We start from the raw sequence: 20,120 nt of genomic DNA, 5'->3' as shown, positions 1-20,120 counted from the left end.
GCGGTGTGCTGAGCCCGCCGCAACCGAACGAGGTTACAGGTGATCCAGAAGAATTGGACCGATCTGATTAAGCCGAACAAGCTGGTGATCGAGCCGGGCGCCGTGCCGGGCCGCACCGCGACCATCGTCGCCGAGCCGCTGGAGCGTGGCTTTGGTCTGACGCTGGGCAATGCGCTGCGTCGCGTGCTGCTGTCGTCGCTGCAGGGCGCCGCCGTCACGTCGATTAAGATCGATGGCGTGCTGCATGAATTCTCGTCGATTCCGGGCGTCCGCGAGGACGTGACCGACATCGTGCTGAACATCAAGTCGATGGCGCTCAAGATGCACGGCGAGGGCCCGAAGCGCATGCATCTGAATGCGCAGGGTCCCTGCGAAGTCACCGCCAAGATGATCGAGACCGGCCATGACATCGAGGTGATGGACCCCGACCATGTGCTGTGCACCCTCGACAACGGCGCCAACATCCGCATGGAACTGACCGTCGAGACCGGCAAGGGCTACGTGCCGGCGTCGGCCAACCGTCCGGAAGATGCGCCGATCGGCCTGATCCCGGTCGACGCGCTGTACAGCCCGGTCCGCAAGGTCTCCTACAAGGTCGAGAACACCCGCGAGGGCCAGATTCTCGACTATGACAAGCTGACCATGCAGCTCGAGACCAACGGTGCAGTGAAGCCGGAAGATGCGGTGGCCTTTGCCGCCCGCATCCTGCAGGACCAGCTGCAGCTCTTCATCAACTTCGAGGAGCCGAAGGCCGAGACCCGCGAGAAGACCATCAGCGAGCCGGAATTCAATCCGAACCTTCTGCGTCGCGTCGACGAGCTGGAACTGTCGGTCCGTTCGGCGAACTGCCTGAAGAACGACAACATCGTCTATATCGGCGACCTGATCCAGAAGACCGAGGCGGAAATGCTCCGCACGCCGAACTTCGGCCGCAAGTCGCTGAATGAGATCAAGGAAGTCCTGGCGCAGATGGGCCTGCATCTTGGCATGCATGTCCCCAACTGGCCGCCTGAGAATATCGAGGAACTGGCGAAGAAACTGCAGGATCAGTATTGATCCTGCCCGCCTACTGAAGGATCGAGGAGAGTAGACATGCGCCACCGTAATGCCGGTCGCAAGCTCAACAAGACGAGCTCCCACCGTCGCGCGATGTTCGGCAACATGGCCGCGTCGCTGATCAAGCACGAGCAGATCACCACCACGCTGCCGAAGGCCAAGGAGCTGAAGCCGTTGATGGACAAGCTCATCACGCTGGGCAAGCGGGGCGACCTGCATGCCCGCCGCCAGGCGCTGTCGTTCCTGCCGGAAAAGGCCGCGGTCGAGAAGCTGTTCTCGACGCTGAACCAGCGCTATGCCGAACGCAAGGGTGGCTACACCCGCGTGCTGAAGGCCGGCTTCCGCTATGGCGATGCCGCACCGCTCGCCGTGATCGAACTGGTCGACCGTGACCCGTCGGTGAAGGGCCTCGATTCGGGCCCGGTCGTCGAGGCCGGTGAAGCTGAAGCCGCCTGAGCGGCATCCGACTGAATGCGATGACGGCGGTCCGGCTTCCGGGCCGCCGTTTTCATTTGCGGGATCGGGTTCATTTGCGGGATCAGGGCTGCTGCGGATCGGCCGGCGAGAAGATGACGCCGACCAGGATCATGTCGATCTGGTCATGCCCGAGCGGCAGCACCAGCGACTGGTGATCGAAGAAGCGGTCGCCGATCAGCTCCTGGCGCCGGATCACGCTGGGGCTGCCGGTATCCAGCACGCCGGTATAGACCGTGCGGGTGCGGGCGGCGAAGGCCGGCCAGGGATGCTCGTCGGCATATTTGCCGGTCATGTCGAGGCCCTGCTGATGGGCAATTTCGCTGCCGAACAGGCGATAGCGGAAGCGCAGGGTGGGCTTGCGTTCGACATCCAGCAGCAGCAGGCAGCCGAGGATGAATTTCAGCTCCAGCGGATCGATATCCTCCCGCGTGGGGTAGGGGCGACCGGCACGCTTGTCGTCCCAGTAGGCATAGAGCTGCTGCAGGGCCGGCTTGTCGAGCTGGATGGCAGGGGTCTGGTTCAGCATGCATCCCGAGCCGAACACGAAATTCTCCCCGATACAATTGTTAATTGTGCGGCCGCGGCATTGAAAACCTTTCGGCAACATCCTTTATCATTATGATCTTCCCACGGACCGGACCGATGCATCGATTTCTCAAGGTTTTCCTGGTCGCCGGCAGCCTGCTGGCGGCATGTGCCCCGCCGGTGCTGGCGCAGCCCCAGACCCGCGTGCCGGGCAGCGAGGCGGAGATCCGCCTGACCTTCGCGCCGCTGGTCAAGCGGGTGGCGCCGGCGGTGGTGAATATCTACACCCGTCGCGTCGAGCGCGTCGCGCAGACCTCGCCGCTCATGAACGATCCCTTCTTCCGCCAGTTCTTCGGCAACCTGTCGCCGCAGGGTCAGCCGCGCGAGCGTATTGCCCGGTCGCTCGGTTCCGGCGTGATCATCGAGCCCGATGGCGTGATCGTTACCAACAACCATGTCATTGACGGCGCCACCGAAATCGTCGTGGCGCTGGCCGACCGCCGCGAGTTCGAAGCCAAGGTGGTCGCCGCTGACCCGCATGTCGACCTGGCCGTGCTGCGCATCGACACCAAGGGCGAAAAGCTGCCACATCTGGAATTCCGCGATTCCGATGATATCGAGGTCGGCGATCTGGTGGTCGCCATCGGCGATCCGTTCGGCGTCGGCCAGACGGTGACACAGGGCATCATCTCCGGCCTCGGCCGTACGGGCATCGGCGACCTCGATGCGCAGTCCTACATTCAGACCGATGCGGCGATCAATCCGGGCAATTCCGGCGGTGCACTGGTCACCATGGATGGCAAGCTCGCCGGCATCAATTCGGCAATCTTCACCAAGTCCGGCGGCTCGATCGGCATCGGCTTTGCCATCCCGGCGAATCTCGTGTCCTCGACAGTGGCCAGCGCCCTGGCCGGCAAGGGCATCAAGCGGCCATGGTTCGGCGCCCAGGGCGAGACCGTGACCTTTGAGCTTGCCCGCAGCCTCGGCCTCGACCGCCCTGGCGGCGTGCTGATCAATGCCGTCTATCGCGGCGGCCCGGCCGACCGCGCCGGCCTCAAGGCGGGCGATGTCGTGCTGACCGTCGATGGCCGCGAGGTGAACGATCCGCGCGCCCTGAAATTCCGCATCTCGACACGCCGGCTGGGCGAGACGGTGAAGCTCGACGTGATCCGTGAGGGGCGTCACTTCGATCTGACCGTGGCTCTGGTCGAGGCACCGGAGACGCCGCCGCGTGACCTCACCCAGCTGCAGGGCAACCAGCCGCTCGCCGGCGCCACGGTCGGCAACCTGTCGCCGGCCTTTGCCGAGGAGATCGGTACCGATACGCTGGATCGCGGGGTCATCATCGTCAAGGTCGCGGACGGGTCGCCCGCCGACCGGCTCAATATCCAGCCCGGCGATCGCCTGGTGAAGGTGAACGGCAAGACCATTGAGGCCGTGTCGGGGCTGCAGAAGCTGCTGGCCTCGGCCGACCGCTGGTCGCTCGTGCTCAAGCGCGGCAGCCAGCAATACACCCTGAATGTGAGGCTGTGACGCGCCGATGAGCCCCGCGCCGGAGGACACGCTGTTCAGCACGGCAGGACTGGAAACAGTTCCGGCCGGACCGCTGGCGGATCGCCTGCGGCCGAAGACGCTGGACGATGTGATCGGTCAGGATCATCTGCTGAAAGACGGCGGTCCGCTGGCCCGCATGGTGCAGGTCAAGCGCCTGCCCAGCCTGATCCTCTGGGGCCCGCCGGGCACCGGCAAGACCTCGATCGCCCGCCTGCTGGCCGATGCCACCGACTTGCATTTCGCACCGCTTTCGGCCGTCTTCTCCGGTGTCGCCGACCTGCGCAAGGTCTTCGATGAGGCACGCAAGCGCCGCGCGGCCGGGCAGGCGACCCTGCTGTTCGTCGACGAGATCCACCGCTTCAACCGCGCCCAGCAGGACGGTTTCCTGCCCTATGTCGAGGACGGCACCGTGGTGCTGGTCGGCGCCACCACCGAGAACCCCAGCTTCGCGCTGAATTCGGCCCTGCTGTCGCGGGCCACGGTGATCGTGCTGCACCGGCTGGATGATGCGGCACTTGAGGCCCTGCTGGCGCGCGCCGAAGCCGAGGAAAGCCGGGCGCTGCCGCTGACCGCCGACGCACGCGCCGCGCTGCGCGCCATGGCCGATGGCGACGGCCGTTACCTGCTGAACATGGCCGAGCAGATATTCACCCTGCATGGCGACGAGATCCTCGACCCCGCCGGCCTGGCGGAAAGCCTGCAGAAGCGCGCGCCGCTCTACGACAAGGGCCAGGAAGAGCATTACAACCTGATCTCGGCGCTGCATAAATCCATGCGCGGGTCGGACTGTGATGCCGCGCTGTACTGGCTGGCCCGCATGCTGATCGGCGGCGAGGATCCGCTCTATATTGCCCGGCGTATCGTCCGCTTCGCCGCCGAGGATGTCGGCATGGCCGATCCCAATGCGCTGCTGCAGGCGCTGGCGGCCAAGGAGATGTATGATTTCCTCGGCTCGCCGGAAGGTGAACTCGGCCTCGTGCAGGCGGTGATCTACCTGGCGACGGCGCCGAAATCCAATGCCGCCTACAAGGCGGCCGGCGCCTCGAAACGGGCGGCGCGCGAGCATGGCTCGCTGATGCCGCCGATGCATATCCTGAATGCGCCGACCAAGATGATGAAGTCGCTCGGCTACAGTGACGGCTATGCCTATGACCACGACGCGCCGGAAGGCTTTTCCGGCCAAAACTACTTTCCGGACGGGATGGATCGCCAGCAATTCTACCGTCCGGTCGAGCGCGGCTTCGAGCGTGAGATCGTCAAGCGGCTGGAGTACTGGCACCGGCTGCGCCAGCGTCGCGCTGGCACCGATTCCGCTTCCGGTGACTCCGACGACGCATAGCAGGGCAGATTTATCAGGCCGGCCAGAGTGTTGTTGGCGCTGAAATTGTTAACAAATTGCGGTATACTGAGTTTATGGCTACGACCACAAACACTCTGCTCGGGCGGTTCTCGAGCCTCCAGCGCCTTGGCTTTGCCGGCGTGCTGCTGCTGCTGGCGCTGATTGCAGCCGGCATTTACGGCATGGTGACGGTGTCGCTGGAAGAGAAGCCGTATTTCGTGCCCGGCAAGGCGATTCCGAGCCAGGAAGACTGCTTCTATGACCGTCTGGCAAAGTTCAAGAACGTCAACAAGCAGATCATTTTCCAGGCGGCCAACGAATGCAAACTGGAAATCCAGTCGCTGCAGGGCCACGAAAAGATGTATGACGCGTGGGTGCAGGAACAGGCCGAGAAGGCTCAGACGCGCGCCGCGGCCAAGGCCGCGCCGAAACCTGCCGAACCGCCCAAGGAAAGCGACCGCGTCCGCCGGGTCTGGCAGTGACAGACCGCAATCCGTCCGCCAGAGTGTAGCGCATGTCCCAGGTTACCAATCGCACTGTCGCCGACGGCGAGGCCGAGCTGCGTCTTGACCGCTGGTTCAAGCGGCATTTCCCGTGGATCGGCCACGGCAAGCTGGAAAAGCTGCTGCGCACCGGCCAGGTCCGCGTCGATGGCGGCCGCGCCAAGGCCTCGACCCGGCTTGAGGCCGGCCAGACCGTCCGGGTCCCGCCGCTGGGCGAAGCGCCGGCAGAAGACGCTGAACCGGCCCGGCCCAAGGCGGTGCGGGCCGATCCAGACCGCATTGCCGCGCTGCAGGCCGCCGTGCTGTACAAGGACGACGCGGTGATCGTGCTCAACAAGCCGGCCGGCCTTGCCACTCAGGGCGGCACCGGCCAGACCGAACATCTCGACGGCCTGCTCGACCACCTGCGCTTCGGCCATGCCGAACGGCCACGGCTGGTGCATCGACTGGACAAGGACACGTCAGGTGTATTGCTGCTGGCGCGCACCGCCACTGCGGCCGCTGCGCTGGCCAAGGCGCTGCGGGCCCGCGATGCGCACAAGCTGTACTGGGCTCTGGTGGTCGGCGTGCCGCAGCAGGCCCAGGGCAAGATCTCGCTGGCGCTGTCCAAGCTGCCCGGTGCCGCCGGCGAGCGCATGGTGGCCGACGAGGACGACGGCAAGAACGCCGTCACGCTGTATCGCACCATCGAGACCGCGGGCAAGCGGGCGGCCTGGCTGGCCATGGCGCCGCTGACCGGCAGGACCCACCAGCTGCGTGTGCATAGTGCGGCCATCGGCACGCCGATTGTCGGCGACGGCAAATACGGCGGGCAGGAGGCCTATCTCACCGGCGGCGTCAGCCGCAAGCTGCACCTGCATGCCCGCGGCATCCGGTTGCCGCATCCGGACCGCGGCATGATCGAGGTGCGGGCACCGCTGCCGCCGCACATGCAGGGCACCTGGGATTTCCTCGGCCTGACGGTCGAGAAGGATGCCGACGCGTGGCTGGAATAGACCGCCTGGTGCCTGACGCATTGCTGGGGCGGGCGCATCCGTTGCGCCCGGTGCTGGCTGGCGAAGTCCACGCCCGGCCGCCGCTGCCACTGGCCGCGCCGGCCCGGGTGCTGCATCTGGGAGTGATGCTGGAGGACGGCGAGGGGGCGGCCGAACATGCCGCACTGATCGCCTTGTGCCGCTTCGCCGGTCAGCCCGAGCCGCAAGGCGGCTCCCGGCACGTCGCCGTCGCGCTGCCAGCCGGCGGCCATCTCATCTGGGAAAAGCGGACCGAGTTCTCGACCTACACGCTGTATTTCGATGGCGCCGCCGGGACCGATGCGTCAGCGATGCTGCCGCCCGACTGGCTTGCCGGACTGCCCGGCCGCCTGATGGTTGCGGCCGATGCGACGGTGCTGGGCGCCGGCGAACCGGAACCGGACGACGCGACGTTGCGGCGGCTGTTCGATGGGCCGACGCTGGTGGCCAGCCATATGGCAGGTGGCGGCGCGACCGTCTGGACCGATTTCCTTCTCGGGGCTGACGGCGCGGTGCGCTTCCTGCTGCGGGATCGCGGGATGAAGGATGCCCAGCGTGGCCGGGCCGTCATGCGTCTGCTGGAGATCGAGACCTATCGCATGATGGCCCTGCTGGCACTGCCGCTGGCGCAGAAGGTGGCGCCACGCATCACGGCGCTTGAACAGGGGCTGGCGGCGCTGTCGGCCCGGATGGTCGATGTTTCGGCCGAGAGCGAACAGACGCTGCTGCGCGAGATCGCCGTGCTGGCCGCGGAAGTCGAGACCCTGGCGGTTGAGACGCCGTATCGCTTCGGCGCCGCCCGGGCCTATCATGCGCTGGTCGAGCGTCGCATTGCCGAATTGCGCGAGGAGCGCATCGAAGGCCTGCCCACCATCGGCGAGTTCATGGAACGCCGGCTGTCGCCGGCCATGCGCACCTGCGAGACCATGGCCGGGCGGATCGAGGGCCTGTCGCGGCGGGCCACACGCATGGCCAACCTGCTGCGCACCCGGGTCGACGTGGCGCTGGAACGGCAGAATGTCGAACTGCTCGACATGATGAACCGGCGCTCGCAGCTGCAGCTCCGGCTGCAGGAAACCGTCGAAGGCCTGTCGGTGGCGGCGATCACCTACTATGTGGTCGGTCTGGTCGGCTATGCGGCCCATGCACTCGATGCCGCCGGCTGGCCGGTCAACAAGGACATCACGGTCGGCATCGCCATTCCGGTGGTCGCACTGGCGGTCTGGTGGGGCCTGCGCCGGTTCCGCCGGGCCCTGCAGAAACAGGGCCTGCACTAGCCGCGCAGCAGTGTGCGGATCGCCGCGGACAGATGATCGCTGACGGCGCGCACGCGCGGTGCCCTGCGCAGGTCGCGATGCAGCACCAGCCACAGGTCGCGGCTGACCACCGGCTTGCCCGGTTCGGCGACCAGTTCGGAAAACTGCCGGCCGACATAGTCGGGCAGCAGCACGGCGCAGGCGCCGGCACGCGCCGCTGCCAGCAGCGGCATCATGCTGTTGCTGCTCAGCGCCGGTTGCAGCCCGGCCTGTTTCGCCAGCCAGCGGCTTTCCGGCAGGTCGGCCAGGCTTTCGTCATAGCGGGCCATCATGCTGCGATCGGCCAGCGCCGGCGTGCGGTACACCCGGTAGGGAATACTGCCGAGTCGGCTGGCATAAAGTTCGCCGGTTTGTGGCCGGGCCCAGCGGAAGGCGATGTCGGCCTCGCGCCGGGCCAGACTGAGCGAGCGGTGCTCGACGACGATTTCGATCTGCAGCTTCGGCCAGCGCCGCAGCAAGGCGGGCAGGGCCGGTGCGATCGCGTAAGCTGCGACGCCCTCGGTGGCGGTGACCCGCACCAGGCCTTCGATCTGCTCGGCCTGCCGGGCGCCGGCCATGCGGCCGAGCTGCAGCAGCGGCGCCTCGACCTGCTCGGCGGCGGCGATCACCGGCTGGGCCGCGGGCGTTGCCCGGTAGCCACGGGCATGGCGGTCGAACAGCGGCGTGCCCAGCACCGCTTCCAGCGCCGCGACGCGGCGGGCCACTGTGGCGTGGTTGACCTTCAGGCTGCGCGCCGCGGCCGACAGGCTGCCGTGGCGCGACAGCGCCAGCACATAGCGCAGGTCGTTCCAGTCGAGCCGGTCATCTGTGCGAAAACGCTCAGTCATCGTGCGATCTTATGGAATTCGCACAGGGCGCGCCATGGCTTAAATCGGGGGTGTCACACCAACAGGAGTAGTGCCATGACACGCCCGAAAACCCTGCTCGAAATGGCCGGCGCCGCTGGCCAGCCGGTCCTGTGGGACAAATCCGTCCTGCTGCTGATCGACCACCAGGTCGAATACACCGCTGCCGGCGGCCTGCCGCTGACCGGCATCGATGCCGCCGCCGCCGAGGTCGGCCGCCTGCTGGCCGCCGCGCGCAAGAACGGCGCGCCGGTGATTCATGTGCGTCATCACGGTCGGCCGGGCGGCGCGCTGTTCAATCCCGATGGACCGGGCGGCCAGTTCATCGCCGGGATCGGCCCGGCCGCCAGCGAGATCACGGTCACCAAGGCGCTGCCGAATGCTTTCGCCGGCACTGACCTCGATGCCCGGCTCAAGACGCTCGGCCGCAAGGAGCTGATCGTCGCCGGTTTCCAGACCCACATGTGCATCAGCGCCACGGTGCGCAGCGCCGTCGATCACGGCTACCGGTCGGTTGTTGTGGCCTGGGCCTGTGCCACCCGCGATCTGCCCGACCCGCTGGGGGCGGGGGTGATGGCGGCGGCCGATCTGCACCGGGTGACCCTGGCGGCGCTCAGCGACCGCTTCGCGACGATCCTGCCCGATGCCGGCGCTATTTCGGTGCCGGCAGCGGCGTAGCGTTGACGCCGCTGCGCGGTGCGGCATCCACCGGCGGCACCGGCTGCAGCGGTCCTCCCGTCGCTGACGGCCGCTGGCGGGTGCGCCGGTCGGCCGGCAATCCGTCCCAGATCCGGTCGGCTTCGGCCACCGACAGGGTCTGGTCGCCGGGCCGGCAGGCCCGGCTGCGATAGAGCAGATGGCGGCTGGCGAAATAGCACCAGGTCGCCCGGCTCAGGCTGGCGCGCTGGATCGCTTCGGCATCGGCGCTGTCGATCCAGCGGCTGCCGGACGGGCAGGCCTCGGCCTCAAATATCTGGCCGGTGCTGTCGTTGTAGCAGAGCGCCAGGCGGCGGTCGGTGGGCGCGGCCGAGGCGGTGGTGCCGGCACGGGCCGGCGGATAGCTCTGCTGCGGCAGCGGCGTCAGGTCAGGGCCGCCGCGGCCGGCCACCGGTGCCCGCGCCGTACTGCCGCCGAAGGCGCGTTCGGCCTGGTCCAGGGCAATGGCTGCATAGCCCGGGGCGCAGCGTCCGGTCTGGCTGACGTACATCAGACCGTTTTCCGCATTGAAGCAGGGTGTGCCGGCATCGGCGCCCTCGCCGGTAGCGGTCTCCGGGCGTCCGGTGCGGCCGTCATCGCCGGACCAGGTTTGGTACAGGCTTCGGTTCAGATTGCGCAGCCCGCCCTCGACCCCGCTGCAGCCGGCCAAGGCGGCCAGCACGAGCAGGACAAGGCCGCGGCGCCGCATTACCTCAGCCGCGGCCGCGGTAGGAGGCGACGCCCTGGTCGGGCAGCCACAGGCCGGCCGGCGGCTTGCCGGTCTGGTAAAACACGTCGATCGGCATGCCGCCGCGCGGATACCAGTAACCGCCGATGCGCAGCCAGCGGGGTTTCACGGTCTCGACCAGCCGGCGGGCGATGCTGACCGTGCAATCTTCGTGGAACGCCCCGTGGTTGCGAAAGCTGTTCAAAAACAGCTTTAAAGACTTTGATTCTACAATAGTTTTAGTCGGAACATAATCAATCACCAGATGTGCGAAATCGGGCTGTCCGGTCATCGGGCAGAGGCTGGTGAATTCCGGCTGAGTGAAGCGGATCAGGTACAGCACGCCCGGCTGCGGGTTCGGCGCCGTCTCCAGCACGGCCTCGTCGGGCGAGGCGGGCTGGCGGGTCGCCTGACCGAGCTGGGTCAGGCCGGGAATGCTCTTGCGGGCGGCGGCTTTGGCTTTGGTCATGGCCGCTTTGTGCCACAATCGCGGTGAAAAAGCATCTCCGGGACGGCCCGTCGGGGCACCCAGGCGGGTTGAGGCTGCCGGCCGCCCGTGCGAGTCTGCCGCCATGTCGGATTCCCCTGCAGATTTCAGCCCGCCGCGTCTGGTGATTTTTGATTGCGACGGCACCCTGGTGGACAGCCAGCATCATATCGTCGCGGCGATGCATGCCGCCTTCGGGGCGCATAGCCTGGCGCTGCCGCCGGCCGATGCGGTGCGCCGCACCGTCGGCTTGCCGCTGGCGGTGGCGATCCAGCGCTTGCTGCCGGTCGGCATGGAACCGGCGCCGGTGATCGAGGCCTACAAGGCGGCGGCGGTGGCCCAGCGCAGCCACCCGGACCATGAAGAGCCGCTGTTTCCCGATCTGGTCGAAACCCTCGACCGGCTTGAGGCGGCCGGCCATCTGCTCGGCATCGCCACCGGCAAGGCGCGGCGCGGCCTGAACTACACGCTGGCATCCCATGGCCTGACCGGTCGCTTCGTGACGCTGCAGACCTCGGACGTGGTCGCGGCCGGCAAGCCGGCGCCCGACATGGCGCTGCAGGCGATGGCCGAAGCCGGTACAGTGCCGGCCTCGACAATCGTGGTCGGCGACACAACTTACGACATTGAAATGGCGCGCAATGCCGGGGTCGCGGCCATCGGCGTGTCCTGGGGCTATCATGACGAGGCGATGCTGCTTGGGGCAGGGGCATCAAGGATAATCAGCAGCTTCCGGCAGCTTCCGGATCTGGTTGATGAACTTCTGGGAGGTGCCGTATGCGCATAGTCAAATGGATGCTGGTCGTTCTGGTCCTGGTGATCGCTGCCGCCGTGGTGGCTGTGCTGACCGTCGACGTGAACCGCTTCAAGCCGCAGATCGTGACCGCCGTCGAGAATGCCACCGGCCGCAAGCTCGATATTGCCGAGGACATGAAGCTGAGCCTCTTCCCGCTGGGCGTGACGGTGAAGAAGGTCAGCTTCAGCAATGCCGCCTGGGGCAGCCGGCCGCAGATGGCAACGATCGGTGAGTTCACGGCGCAGGTCGACCTGTTCGCCCTGCTGGGCAGGCAGATCAAGATCGACCGGCTGGTGCTGACCGATGTCGACCTGCTGGCGGAGAAGAACCGGCAGGGCCAGGCCAACTGGGAATTCGCACCACCATCGGGTGGCGCCGGCACTGCGGCGCAGCCGACGCAGCCGCCAGTGGCTGAAAGCGGCAGCAGCTTCAACGGCCTGCCGGTGATCTCTGACGTGCTGCTGAAGAACGTGAAGCTCGCCTATCGCGACGCGCAGTCCGGCGCGAAGAACGACCTGCTGCTGCGCCAGCTTTCGGTCAAGCAGGCGAAGGGCGACACGCTCGCGGTCAAGCTGTCGGCTGATGTTGACGGCAACGAGATCGCCGCCGAGGGCACACTCGGCAGCCTCGCCGAGCTGATGGGTCCAAGCCGGCCCTGGCCGGTGAAGCTGGCCGTCACCGTGCCGGGCGCCACCGTCAATGTGGATGGCAGCATTGCCCAGCCGATGCAGGCGAAGGGGCTCGCGCTGCGGATCATCGCCGAAGCACCGGACCTCGCCAAGCTGGCACAGACGTTCGGCGCCGCGGCGCCGGCCGTGCCGCTGCAGCTGATGGTCGCGGTCAAGGACAACGGGCCGCAGGATTACGTCCTGTCGGACATCACCGGCAAGATCGGTGACAGCGACCTGTCGGGCAATGGCGAGATTGCACTGGGCGGCACGCGGCCGTCGCTGAAATTCGACCTGGCCTCGAAGTCCACGAATCTCGTGCCGCTGCTCGACATGAAGGGCGGCGACAGCAAGCCGGCCACGGGTGGTGGTGGTAGCGGCGGCAATGCTGCTGGCGGCGGCAATGGCGGCCGCCTGTTCAGCGACGATCCACTGCCGCTCGACGGCCTGAATGCCGTGGATGCGGTGCTCTCCTACAAGGCTGCTGACTTCAAGGCGCCGAAGCTGGAGGCGAAAAACCTCGCCGTCAGCCTGACGCTGAAGGACGGCGTGCTGAACGTGAAGCCCTTTACGCTCGACGCTGCTGGCGGTCATGCCGAGGGTTCCGTGGCGCTGAACGGCAAGGCGAAGACGCTGGCCGTCAAGCTCGACGCCAGCAAGATCGACCTCAGCGGCTACCTGAAGCAGGCCGGCGTTACCGACATCATCAATACCGGCGCGCCGACTGATCTTGCCGTCGATGTCGCCAGCACCGGTGCCAGCCTGCACCAGCTGATGGCCGCGCTGGACGGCACGGTGATTCTGAAGGTCGGCGAGGGCGAGCTGAAGGAAGATTACATGAAGAGCTTCCTGCCGCAGCTTGCCGATGCGGTCGGCATTCTCGGCAGGGCCACGGCCAAGACCAAGCTGTACTGCGTGGTCAGCGGCCTCGACATCAAGAAGGGCGTGGTGACACCGAAGTCCCTGCTGGCCGAGAGCGGCCGGATCAGCCTGACCGGCCAGGGTGAGGTCAATCTCGGTACCGAACAGGTCTCCATGCTGGTGGTGCCGTCGTCGCGCGACGTGTCGCTGGGCGCGGCCCTGCCGCCGGTGCGCGTGCGCGGCCCCCTGACCGGACCGAGCTTCAGTCCGGATCCGGCGGCGTTGGCGAAAAGCGTGATCGGCACGGCAGCCGGCATTGCCGCGCTGGGCCCGCTGGCGATCCTGTCGCCGGTTCTTGGCAAGTCGGGTGGCGATGACTCAGCCACCGCCTGCGCCAAGGCCGTGGCACTGGCCGAAGGCAAGCCGCTACCGCAATCGTCAGGTGCTTCCGGCAGCGGCAGCCAGCCGCCGTCGACGCCGCAGCAGGAGCTGAAGGATCTGGGCAGCAAGCTGAAGGGCCTGTTGGGTCGCTGATGCGTGGTTGTCGCCGGACGTGCCCGCGGGTATAAGCCGGCGCCATGAAACGCTTTTACAAGACGGCGGCGGCCGAGCCGCGCGAAGCCGGCGCGGTGGTGCTGCTCGACGGCCGCTTGCTGCGCACGCCGGCCAAGACCGAGATGCTGCTGCCGACCCTGCCGCTGGCGCAGGCGATTGCCGCCGAATGGGATGCGCAGACGACCGAGATTGCGCCGTTGCGGATGCCACTGACCCGGCTGGCCGCCACGGCCATCGACCGCGTGGCCGCCGATCCGTCCGTGACGACAGCCGACATTGTCCGGTATGGTGGCACCGATCTGCTGTCCTATCGGGTCGAGGCGCCGCCCGAACTGGTTGCCAGCCAGGATGGCCTGTGGTCGCCGCTGCTCGACTGGTTCCGCGCGCGCTATGACATCCAGCTGCAGGTCACCAGCGGGATCATCGCCGTGCCGCAGGCGGCCGAACTGCCGGCACGGCTGGAAAAGCTCTGCGCCGGCCTCGATGCCATGCGGCTGACCGCGCTGCATGCGGTCACCACCATCACGGGGTCGGCGGTCCTGGGCTTCGCTCTGCTGGAAGGCAGGCTCGACGCCGCCACGGCCCATGAAGCCGGCCAACTCCATGAACTGTTCCAGGCCCAGCAATGGGGCGAGGATGAGGAAGCGCGTATGCGGCGGATCGCCCTGCGCGAGGAGCTGGACGCCGTCGAACAATTCCTGACCCTGCTGCGGCCGTAAAGCAGAGCCGATTTATACCGACAATACTCTGCTGCAACCGGTTCGGCATCCGAAGGTTGTCGTGCGTTGAATTTATCGGGACCGCAACTGTCAGAGTTTGTTGCGACGAATCACTTTGTAAGTGATACACTTGCTTTTACACGCTCTTTCCTTTGAAAGAACATGTCGGCTGGGGGGCCGAACATGGCTGGGACCGATCTGCAAAAGCGCCAGCGGCCAAAGGTCGGCTATGGCGAGTTGCTGGCAGCGATTGCTGACCATGAGAAGTACCGCCAGCGCCTGCCGGGCGGGCGCCGGGCGATCTTTCAGTTCCGCGATCTCTCGAACCTGACCATGGCCGGCACGGACCTGTCCGGCGCCGACTTCACCGGTTGCAATCTGCAGTCGGTCAACCTCGCCGACACCAATCTCAGCCAGGCCGTACTCTACGGCGCCGATCTGCGTGGTGCGATGATGCAGGGCGCCCGGCTCGACCGCGCCGATCTGCGTGGCGCGTCCTTGCGCGGCGCCGACCTGACCGGCGCGCGGCTGAACGATGCCGACATGCGCGATGGCGTCATCGCCGAGCGCGACATCACCGGCAAGATGCAACTCAAGAAGCCGGATCACGATGCCGTCGATCTTGCCGGCGCGCGGCTGGTCGCTGCCGACCTGACCGGTGCCAACCTTACCGGCATCAGCGCCGGTCGCACCGACTTCACCGACGCCATCATGGTGAACTGCGTGATGACGCGCGCCAATCTTGCCGCGGCGCGTCTGGAAGGCGCCAACCTCTCGGGCGCCGATCTGTCAGGCGCCAACCTGAAGGACGCGCAGATGCGCGGCGCCGTGATGGTCGGCGTCAAGCTCGACAAGACCATGATGGAGGGTGCCGACGTCAAGGATGTGTTGGACGACAAGCCGCGCGGCCGGCCGTTGGCCGAACTCGGCGTACCGATCGAGGAGGCTTTCCGTCTCTATCGCCTGTGGGTCGAGACCGGCGGGCAGCAGGGCCGGCTGTTTGATTTCAGCCGGCTCGATCTGCGCGGCATCGGACCACGGCCGGGCCTCGTGCTGACCGGCGCCTCGCTGGAAGGTGTCATCCTGCAGGGGCTGAATCTGGAAGGGGCCTCGCTGCAGGGCACGAAGCTCGTCGGTGCCGACCTGCGCGACTGCAATCTTGCTGGCGCCGACCTGCGTGGCGCCAATCTCAGCAATGCCTATCTGGTGCGCGCCGACCTGCGCGATGCCGACCTGCGGCCATTGGTGGTGGCGGCCGGCCGGGCCTTTCCCGCCAATCTGACCCGCAGCCTGCTGCGCAGCGCCGACCTGCGCGGCGCCAAGCTGCGTCAGGCCCTGGTCGAGGAGGCGGATTTCTCGCGGGCGCTGCTCGAGGGGGCTGACATCTCCGAAACCCAGTTGCCGCAACCGCAGCCCAAGCCCGTACACTAACCTTCTGACACTAACATATTGGTTTCACAGGGTGAGGGCGTGGCTCCCGGCTATTTTGCCGCGCCCCGCGATATGCTATCTCCAGCGATGAGATTGTCATCGCCGCGTCATGTGCCCGGCCAGACGAAGCTCTGTCTGGCCAGCGGGGGGAGATTCATGCAGGACATCATCCGTCAGTTGGAAGAAAAGCGGGCGCAGGCCCGGCTTGGCGGCGGGGCCAAGCGCATCGAGGCGCAGCATGCCAAGGGCAAGCTGACCGCACGCGAGCGCCTGCTGCTGCTGCTCGATCCCGGCTCCTTCGAGGAGTGGGACATGTTCGTCGAGCATGACTGCACGGATTTCGGCATGGCCGAGCAGAAGGTGGCCGGCGATGGCGTGGTCACCGGCTATGGCACCATCAATGGCCGCCCGGTCTTCGTGTTCAGCCAGGATTTCACCGTATTCGGCGGCTCGCTGTCGGCCAGCCACGCTGGCAAGATCTGCAAGATCATGGACACGGCGATGAAGGTCGGCGCGCCGGTGATCGGCCTTAACGATTCCGGCGGTGCCCGCATCCAGGAAGGCGTCGACAGCCTTGCCGGCTATGCCGAAGTGTTCCAGCGCAACGTGATGGCCTCGGGCGTGGTGCCGCAGATTTCCGTCATCATGGGACCCTGCGCCGGTGGCGCGGTCTACAGCCCGGCAATGACCGACTTCATCTTCATGGTGAAGGATTCGAGCTACATGTTCGTTACCGGTCCGGATGTCGTGAAGACTGTGACCCAGGAAGTGGTGACGCAGGAACAGCTCGGTGGCGCCATCACCCATACGACGAAATCCTCGGTGGCCGACAATGCCTACGAGAACGACGTCGAGGTGCTGGCGCAGACCCGCCGGCTGTATGACTTCCTGCCGCTCAGCAACCGCGAGAAGCCGCCGGTGCGCGAAAGCTGGGATCCGATCACCCGGCAGGAGGCCTCGCTCGACACCCTGGTGCCGCCGAATCCGAACAAGCCCTATGACATGAAGGAGCTGATCGAGAAGGTGGTCGACGAGGGCGACTTCTTCGAAATCCAGCCGGGCTATGCCAAGAACATCATCACCGGGCTGGCCCGCATCGGCGGCCAGACGGTGGGCATTGTTGCCAATCAGCCGATGGTGCTGGCCGGCTGTCTCGACATCGATTCCAGCCGCAAGGGCGCGCGTTTCGTGCGCTTCTGCGATTGCTACGACATCCCGATCGTCACCTTCGTCGATGTGCCGGGCTTCCTGCCGGGTACGTCGCAGGAATATGGCGGCATCATCAAGCATGGCGCCAAGCTGCTGTTCGCCTATGCCGAAGCGACCACGCCGAAGGTGACGGTGATCACCCGCAAGGCCTATGGCGGTGCCTATGACGTGATGGCGTCCAAGCATCTGCGCGGCGACCTCAATTACGCCTGGCCGACCGCCGAGATCGCGGTGATGGGCCCCAAGGGCGCCGTCGAGATCATCTTCCGCGGGGAGATCGGCGATGCCGACAAGATCGCCGCCCGTACCGAGGAATACCGGCAGAAGTTCGCCAATCCATTCGTTGCCGGCAATCGCGGCTTCATCGACGATGTGATCATGCCGCACAACACGCGCTACCGGATTGCCCGCTCGCTCGCCATGCTGCGCGACAAGAAGCTGGAAAATCCGTGGAAGAAGCACGACAACATTCCGCTGTGACAGAAAAGCCCAATATAACAATTCATATTCCCGAGGATGTAACTCGGGATATGGCGGGCTTTTTTCAAAGACTTCTTGGTCCAGTCGCAGAAGCAGCGGACTTTCTTAGTGAAAGAATTCGCTTTTACCGCTGGCAGTCTGCAATGCGCGTCTTGAAACGTGCGGAAGAAATCGCTCAAGACGAGGGGATTGAACCCAAACAGGTTCCGCTAAAATTCCTCATTCCCTTTATGGAGAAAGCTTCTCTCGAAGATGAGAGTAGTGAATTAACTGAAGAATGGGCTCGTTTGTTGCTGGCTGGAAGCAATGAGCAAGATGCTCAACATATTCTTTTTATAGATATTCTCTCAAAACTAACGAGCTTTGAGGTCCGATATCTTAAGCAATTATGGGAGAAGGCAGATCCTAATTTCTTCAACGGGCCTGGCAGTTATTATCATTCATATGGATTCGATTATGTAATCGAAAGCAAAATAAAATCGGGCAATTTAATAGGGCAGGCGAGCTTCTCATTCTTAGATCAAGACGCCGCTAAGTTTGGTCGGAATCTAATAAGAATGGAAGGTAATTTGGATATTTCCGATAAGTTGTTCCTTGATATTGAGTTAGCGAAGAAAGTTTGGGCGAAGGGATTCGATGCAAGTTCGGGGCATCATCGAATTGTTCGGTCAGTGGTGACGCTGCAGCACGAAGGCCTGATCCAAATCAAGTCATTTAGAGGAAAAAGGAAACAGGCCGAGTACTTTGTCATTTGGTCTGAACTAACCCCATTAGGATTTGATTTTGTTTCGGCTTGTGAGGGGCCAAGAAAATGAAGCTGTTCGACAAGATCCTGATTGCCAATCGCGGCGAAATCGCCTGCCGCGTCATCAAGACCTGCCGCAAGCTCGGCATCAGGACGGTGGCGGTCTATTCCGATGCCGACGATGGCGCCCTGCACATGCGGATGGCGGATGAGGCCGTGCATATCGGTCCGCCGGCGGCCGCCGAGAGTTATCTCGTGATCGAGAAGATTGTCGCTGCCTGCAAGCAGACCGGCGCCCAGGCGGTACACCCGGGCTACGGTTTCCTGTCGGAAAACCGCAAGTTTGCCGCCGCCCTCAAGGAAGCCGGCATCGCCTTCATCGGCCCGAATGTCGACGCAATCTACGCCATGGGCGACAAGATCGAATCGAAAAAGCTGGCCAACAAGGCCGGCGTCTCGACCGTGCCGGGCTTCCTGGGAGCCATTTCCGGCACCGAAGAGGCCGTGAAAATCGCCACCGAGATCGGCTTCCCGGTGATGATCAAGGCTTCGGCCGGCGGCGGCGGCAAGGGCATGCGCATCGCCCGCTCGGCCGACGAAGTGGCGCAGGGCTTTTCCTCGGCGACCAACGAGGCGAAGAATTCCTTCGGCGACGACCGCGTCTTCATCGAGAAATACATCGAACAGCCGCGCCATATCGAAATCCAGGTGCTGGGCGACAAGCACGGCAATGTCATCTTCCTGCACGAGCGCGAATGCTCGATCCAGCGCCGGCACCAGAAGGTGATCGAAGAGGCGCCGAGCCCGTTCCTCGATGCGAAGACCCGCAAGGCGATGGGCGAGCAGGCCGTCGCCCTGGCGAAGACGGTGAATTACGACAGCGCCGGAACGGTGGAATTCATCGTCGGGCCCGATCGCAGCTTCTATTTCCTCGAGATGAACACCCGCCTGCAGGTCGAACATCCGGTCACCGAGCTGATCACCGGCATCGACCTGGTCGAGCAGATGATCCGCGTTGCTGCCGGCGAGGCGCTGGACATCAGGCAGGAAGACGTGAAGCTGGATGGCTGGGCCGTCGAGGCCCGCATCTACGCCGAAGACCCGGTGCGCGGCTTCCTGCCGTCAACCGGCCGGCTGGTGCGCTGGCGCACGGCGCCGGAATCCGACGATATCCGCAACGATACCGGTGTGGTCGAGGGCAGCGAGATCAGCATGTTCTACGACCCGATGATCTCGAAGCTGTGCGCTTACGGCAAGGACCGCGACGAGGCAGTCTCGCGGCTGTCGGCCGCGCTCGACGAGACCTGGATCGCCGGCATCGGCCATAACGTCAATTTCCTGTCGGCCGTACTCGACCACCCGCGGTTCCGCAGCGGCAATATCTCGACCAATTTCATTGCCGAGGAATGGCCGAACGGTTTCGCCGGCACCGTGCTGCCCGATGGCCGCCGCGACGCCATGCTGGCGGTGGCCGCTCTGGTGCATGTGCGCAACGAATTCCGCGCCCGCCATCTCGGCGGCAAGCTAGGCCTGCCGGAATGGCAGCCGGACGCCGACTGGATCGCCTTCCTCGGCAAGGCCGAGTTTCCGCTGACGCTGTCGGACGCCGAGGGCGGCTGCGATGTGAAGGTCGGCCAGAAAGGCAAGTCCGGGGGCAAGGCGCTGAAGGTGCGCAGTGCCTGGAAGCCGGGCGAGCCGTTCTTCCGCGGCACTGTGAACGGCCAGCCGGTGGTTGCCCGGGTTGCGCCGCGGCCGGACGGCCTGCGCATTGTCCATGGCGGTGCCGAGCTCGACATTGCCGTGCGCACGCCGCGGGCGGCCGAACTCGCCCGCCTGATGCCGGAAAAGCTGCCGCCCGACATGTCGAAATACCTGCTCTGCCCGATGCCGGGGCTGGTGGTGTCGATCGGCGTGGCGGAAGGCGAGCCGGTCAAGACCGGCCAGGCGCTGGCCGTGGTGGAGGCGATGAAGATGGAGAACGTGCTGCGCGCCGAGCGCGATGGCACGGTCAAGAAGGTCAACGCCAAGAAGGGCGACAGCCTCGCCGTCGACCAGGTGATCCTGGAATTCGCCTGACGGATTTCACCTCCGGTTGCCGGAATAAGCAAAGGGCCGCTG

At 65.4% G+C, this 20,120-nt stretch carries 19 protein-coding genes; 15 read left to right on the top strand and 4 right to left on the bottom strand.

Annotated elements, in window-relative coordinates; genetic code table 11:
- Positions 1-39: 39 nt before the first annotated feature.
- Both ACFOOQ_RS18550 and rplQ read left to right on the top strand, forming a co-directional pair.
- Entirely contained in the window at positions 40-1,056 is a 1,017-nt protein-coding gene (locus ACFOOQ_RS18550; protein ID WP_379729120.1) for a DNA-directed RNA polymerase subunit alpha, read from the top strand.
- Between the two features lie 36 nt (positions 1,057-1,092).
- On the top strand, positions 1,093-1,512 hold the full coding sequence (gene rplQ, locus ACFOOQ_RS18545) for a 50S ribosomal protein L17 (RefSeq protein ID WP_379729118.1): 420 nt from the start codon (positions 1,093-1,095) through the stop codon (positions 1,510-1,512).
- Between the two features lie 82 nt (positions 1,513-1,594).
- On the opposite strand, the gene ACFOOQ_RS18540 is transcribed toward rplQ, so the two are convergent.
- Positions 1,595-2,059 (bottom strand): PAS domain-containing protein, encoded by a 465-nt coding sequence (locus ACFOOQ_RS18540; RefSeq protein WP_379729116.1) that lies wholly within the window; start codon positions 2,057-2,059, stop codon positions 1,595-1,597.
- A gap of 116 nt (positions 2,060-2,175) precedes the next feature.
- On the opposite strand from ACFOOQ_RS18540, the gene ACFOOQ_RS18535 reads away from it, so the two are divergent.
- From ACFOOQ_RS18535 to ACFOOQ_RS18515, 5 genes are all read left to right on the top strand, one after another.
- A complete protein-coding gene (locus ACFOOQ_RS18535) occupies positions 2,176-3,591 on the top strand; it encodes a DegQ family serine endoprotease (protein WP_379729115.1) in 1,416 nt (471 codons plus the stop codon).
- A 7-nt stretch (positions 3,592-3,598) separates the two neighbouring features.
- A complete protein-coding gene (locus ACFOOQ_RS18530; RefSeq protein WP_379729114.1) occupies positions 3,599-4,951 on the top strand; it encodes a replication-associated recombination protein A in 1,353 nt (450 codons plus the stop codon).
- 74 nt (positions 4,952-5,025) lie between these two features.
- Positions 5,026-5,433, top strand: a complete 408-nt coding sequence (locus ACFOOQ_RS18525; protein ID WP_379729113.1) for a hypothetical protein — start codon at positions 5,026-5,028, stop codon at positions 5,431-5,433.
- A 32-nt stretch (positions 5,434-5,465) separates the two neighbouring features.
- Entirely contained in the window at positions 5,466-6,449 is a 984-nt protein-coding gene (locus ACFOOQ_RS18520; RefSeq protein WP_379729112.1) for an RluA family pseudouridine synthase, read from the top strand.
- A complete protein-coding gene (locus ACFOOQ_RS18515; RefSeq protein ID WP_379729111.1) occupies positions 6,437-7,744 on the top strand; it encodes a DUF3422 family protein in 1,308 nt (435 codons plus the stop codon). The genes ACFOOQ_RS18520 and ACFOOQ_RS18515 overlap by 13 nt, the downstream gene beginning before the upstream one ends.
- Here ACFOOQ_RS18515 and ACFOOQ_RS18510 read toward each other — a convergent pair.
- Positions 7,741-8,610, bottom strand: coding sequence for a LysR family transcriptional regulator (locus tag ACFOOQ_RS18510; RefSeq protein ID WP_379729110.1), 870 nt, complete (start codon positions 8,608-8,610; stop codon positions 7,741-7,743). The two genes, ACFOOQ_RS18515 and ACFOOQ_RS18510, sit on opposite strands and share 4 nt — an antisense overlap.
- A gap of 75 nt (positions 8,611-8,685) precedes the next feature.
- On the opposite strand from ACFOOQ_RS18510, the gene ACFOOQ_RS18505 reads away from it, so the two are divergent.
- Positions 8,686-9,306, top strand: coding sequence for a cysteine hydrolase family protein (locus tag ACFOOQ_RS18505; protein WP_379729109.1), 621 nt, complete (start codon positions 8,686-8,688; stop codon positions 9,304-9,306).
- On the opposite strand, the gene ACFOOQ_RS18500 is transcribed toward ACFOOQ_RS18505, so the two are convergent.
- Both ACFOOQ_RS18500 and queF read right to left on the bottom strand, forming a co-directional pair.
- On the bottom strand, positions 9,281-10,033 hold the full coding sequence (locus tag ACFOOQ_RS18500) for a hypothetical protein (protein WP_379729107.1): 753 nt from the start codon (positions 10,031-10,033) through the stop codon (positions 9,281-9,283). The genes ACFOOQ_RS18505 and ACFOOQ_RS18500 overlap by 26 nt on opposite strands.
- A gap of 4 nt (positions 10,034-10,037) precedes the next feature.
- Positions 10,038-10,520, bottom strand: coding sequence for a preQ(1) synthase (gene queF, locus ACFOOQ_RS18495; protein WP_379729106.1), 483 nt, complete (start codon positions 10,518-10,520; stop codon positions 10,038-10,040).
- A 103-nt stretch (positions 10,521-10,623) separates the two neighbouring features.
- Between queF and ACFOOQ_RS18490 the strand changes: the two genes are divergently transcribed.
- The 7 genes from ACFOOQ_RS18490 to ACFOOQ_RS18460 all read left to right on the top strand — a co-directional run bounded on the left by ACFOOQ_RS18490 (position 10,624) and on the right by ACFOOQ_RS18460 (position 20,078).
- Positions 10,624-11,325, top strand: a complete 702-nt coding sequence (locus tag ACFOOQ_RS18490; protein WP_379729105.1) for an HAD-IA family hydrolase — start codon at positions 10,624-10,626, stop codon at positions 11,323-11,325.
- Positions 11,316-13,397, top strand: a complete 2,082-nt coding sequence (locus ACFOOQ_RS18485; protein ID WP_379729103.1) for an AsmA family protein — start codon at positions 11,316-11,318, stop codon at positions 13,395-13,397. The genes ACFOOQ_RS18490 and ACFOOQ_RS18485 overlap by 10 nt, the downstream gene beginning before the upstream one ends.
- A gap of 44 nt (positions 13,398-13,441) precedes the next feature.
- Positions 13,442-14,137, top strand: coding sequence for an ATP12 family chaperone protein (locus tag ACFOOQ_RS18480; RefSeq protein WP_379729102.1), 696 nt, complete (start codon positions 13,442-13,444; stop codon positions 14,135-14,137).
- Positions 14,138-14,320: 183 nt separating this feature from the next.
- On the top strand, positions 14,321-15,568 hold the full coding sequence (locus tag ACFOOQ_RS18475) for a pentapeptide repeat-containing protein (RefSeq protein ID WP_379729101.1): 1,248 nt from the start codon (positions 14,321-14,323) through the stop codon (positions 15,566-15,568).
- 156 nt (positions 15,569-15,724) lie between these two features.
- Complete coding sequence (locus tag ACFOOQ_RS18470; RefSeq protein ID WP_379729100.1) at positions 15,725-17,257, top strand: acyl-CoA carboxylase subunit beta; 1,533 nt, start codon at positions 15,725-15,727, stop codon at positions 17,255-17,257.
- Positions 17,227-18,072, top strand: coding sequence for an Abi-alpha family protein (locus tag ACFOOQ_RS18465; RefSeq protein WP_379729099.1), 846 nt, complete (start codon positions 17,227-17,229; stop codon positions 18,070-18,072). Before ACFOOQ_RS18470 ends, ACFOOQ_RS18465 begins: the two co-directional genes overlap by 31 nt.
- A gap of 2 nt (positions 18,073-18,074) precedes the next feature.
- Positions 18,075-20,078, top strand: a complete 2,004-nt coding sequence (locus tag ACFOOQ_RS18460) for an acetyl-CoA carboxylase biotin carboxylase subunit (RefSeq protein WP_379729154.1) — start codon at positions 18,075-18,077, stop codon at positions 20,076-20,078.
- Positions 20,079-20,120: the final 42 nt, after the last annotated feature.

The sequence above is a fragment of the Ferrovibrio xuzhouensis genome (assembly GCF_042648965.1).
In the GTDB taxonomy this organism is placed as follows: domain Bacteria; phylum Pseudomonadota; class Alphaproteobacteria; order Ferrovibrionales; family Ferrovibrionaceae; genus Ferrovibrio; species Ferrovibrio xuzhouensis.
Note: the sequence above shows the minus strand (reverse complement) of the source record. Positions and strands in the feature narration are given on the sequence as shown.

What these genes read in the sequence shown, in the direction of transcription:
- rplQ (WP_379729118.1), top strand. Translation starts at nt 1,093, where the DNA reads ATGCGCCACCGTAATGCCGGTCGCAAGCTCAACAAGACGAGCTCCCAC.
- ACFOOQ_RS18475 (WP_379729101.1), top strand. Translation starts at nt 14,321, where the DNA reads ATGGCTGGGACCGATCTGCAAAAGCGCCAGCGGCCAAAGGTCGGCTAT.
- ACFOOQ_RS18525 (WP_379729113.1), top strand. Translation starts at nt 5,026, where the DNA reads ATGGCTACGACCACAAACACTCTGCTCGGGCGGTTCTCGAGCCTCCAG.
- ACFOOQ_RS18470 (WP_379729100.1), top strand. Translation starts at nt 15,725, where the DNA reads ATGCAGGACATCATCCGTCAGTTGGAAGAAAAGCGGGCGCAGGCCCGG.
- ACFOOQ_RS18505 (WP_379729109.1), top strand. Translation starts at nt 8,686, where the DNA reads ATGACACGCCCGAAAACCCTGCTCGAAATGGCCGGCGCCGCTGGCCAG.
- ACFOOQ_RS18520 (WP_379729112.1), top strand. Translation starts at nt 5,466, where the DNA reads ATGTCCCAGGTTACCAATCGCACTGTCGCCGACGGCGAGGCCGAGCTG.
- ACFOOQ_RS18500 (WP_379729107.1), bottom strand. Translation starts at nt 10,033, where the DNA reads ATGCGGCGCCGCGGCCTTGTCCTGCTCGTGCTGGCCGCCTTGGCCGGC.
- ACFOOQ_RS18535 (WP_379729115.1), top strand. Translation starts at nt 2,176, where the DNA reads ATGCATCGATTTCTCAAGGTTTTCCTGGTCGCCGGCAGCCTGCTGGCG.
- ACFOOQ_RS18510 (WP_379729110.1), bottom strand. Translation starts at nt 8,610, where the DNA reads ATGACTGAGCGTTTTCGCACAGATGACCGGCTCGACTGGAACGACCTG.
- queF (WP_379729106.1), bottom strand. Translation starts at nt 10,520, where the DNA reads ATGACCAAAGCCAAAGCCGCCGCCCGCAAGAGCATTCCCGGCCTGACC.
- ACFOOQ_RS18530 (WP_379729114.1), top strand. Translation starts at nt 3,599, where the DNA reads ATGAGCCCCGCGCCGGAGGACACGCTGTTCAGCACGGCAGGACTGGAA.
- ACFOOQ_RS18480 (WP_379729102.1), top strand. Translation starts at nt 13,442, where the DNA reads ATGAAACGCTTTTACAAGACGGCGGCGGCCGAGCCGCGCGAAGCCGGC.
- ACFOOQ_RS18490 (WP_379729105.1), top strand. Translation starts at nt 10,624, where the DNA reads ATGTCGGATTCCCCTGCAGATTTCAGCCCGCCGCGTCTGGTGATTTTT.
- ACFOOQ_RS18540 (WP_379729116.1), bottom strand. Translation starts at nt 2,059, where the DNA reads ATGCTGAACCAGACCCCTGCCATCCAGCTCGACAAGCCGGCCCTGCAG.
- ACFOOQ_RS18485 (WP_379729103.1), top strand. Translation starts at nt 11,316, where the DNA reads ATGCGCATAGTCAAATGGATGCTGGTCGTTCTGGTCCTGGTGATCGCT.